The sequence below is a fragment of the Mesorhizobium sp. P5_C1 genome (assembly GCF_054049815.1).
Window position 1 is genome coordinate 1 of the sequence record NZ_JBFULQ010000887.1, and the last position, 1,521, is coordinate 1,521.

Genomic DNA, 1,521 nt, shown 5'->3' on the forward strand with positions numbered 1-1,521 from the left:
CATCTATCCGTGGCTCGGCTTCGTCGCGGCCTTTGCCGAGGCCGCGACCATCGGCGGGCTGGCCGACTGGTACGCGGTGGTGGCTTTGTTCAGGCGGCCACTTGGATTGCCGATCCCGCACACCGCCATCATCCCCGAGAACCAGAGCCGCATCGCCGACAATCTCGGCCGCTTCATCGAGGTCAATTTCCTGGCGCCCGAACCAGTGCGTGAAAAGCTTGCCGAGGTCGATTTCTCGGCGCTGGTCGCCGACTGGCTCGCCGATGCCGAACGTGCGGCAGGCCTGTCGCGCTTCGTCGTGCGGCTGGTACCGCAGACGCTTGCCGCCGTCGAGCAATCCGGCCTGCGTGGCTTCGTCACCAGCCGCATGCTGGAGCAGATCGAAAAGGTGCCGCTGGCGCCGCTGGCGGCCGAGCTGTTGTCGGCGCTCACCGACGACCGTCGCCACCAGAAACTGTTCGACGAATTCACCAAGGTGATCGGCCGGTTCCTCAACGACGAGCAGGCGCTGGCGACGATGCGCGAGAAGATCCGCGAGGAGTTGCCGTCGCTGTTCAACCTGTTCCGCGCCGACGCTTACCTGCTGAAGAAGATCGTCGCCTCGGCCGGTTCGCTGCTCGACGAGGTGCGGGCCGATCCCGACCATCCAATGCGCGCCGAATTCGACCGTTTCGCTCAAGCCTTCATCGAAAAGCTCAGGACATCGAAGCAATATGCCAAGCGCGCCGAGAAGCTGAAACGCGATTTCCTGGCCCGGCCGGAGGTCAGGGGATTGGCCGGCGACATGTGGGCAAGCCTCAGCCAGTTCATCGAGCAGGACGCCAATGCGCCCGAGTCGATCATCCGTACGCATCTCGCCAACATGTTCGTCGAGATCGGTCGCCATCTCGCCGGCGATGCGCAGATCCGGGCCGACATGAACCAGGGGTTCGTGGTGGCGCTCGCTTCGTTCGTGGAGAGCCAGAAGAGCGGCGTGTCGAAATTCATCGCCGACCAGGTCAAGCGCTGGGACCTGGCGCAGCTGACACGGCTGATCGAGATGAACATCGGCAGGGACCTGCAATACATCCGCTTCAACGGCATGATCATTGGTGGGCTTGCCGGTGTCGTGCTCTATGTCGCCGAGCGACTGTTCCTCGTCGGCTGACGCATTCGGACCTAGACCGATTCCACTGCGTTCGAATGGACACGCGGCACTTCGGTGCTATTCTCCCGTCCGGGAGCCCAATCGGCGGCGACAGGGGAGAGACCATCATGGCCAAGCAACCGGAATCCGATTCCTTCATGGACATGTTCGGCAAGTTCGGCCGCGACCTGAAAGTGCCCAACGTCGATGTCGAGGCAATTCTTGCGCATCATCGCAAGAACCTCGAAGCGCTGGAAAAATCGGCCCGAGCCAGTGCCGCCGGCGCGACCTCGCTGTTGTCCAGGCAGCGCGAAATGCTGCAGGACACGCTGCGCGAGGTTACCGAGATGGCGCAAAGCTACAGGGCGCCGGGCAATCCGCAGGAACTGATGGCC

General features: G+C 63.1%; 2 protein-coding genes. Both read left to right on the plus strand.

All coding sequences use genetic code 11. The features are described from left to right. Positions 1-1,147: DUF445 domain-containing protein (locus tag ACXJ7R_RS32275; RefSeq protein ID WP_457155339.1), on the plus strand; the 1,147-nt coding region annotated here is incomplete at its 5' end. Positions 1,148-1,254: 107 nt separating this feature from the next. Then, on the plus strand, positions 1,255-1,521 hold a 267-nt coding region (gene phaP, locus ACXJ7R_RS32280; RefSeq protein WP_457155340.1), incomplete at its 3' end, for a TIGR01841 family phasin.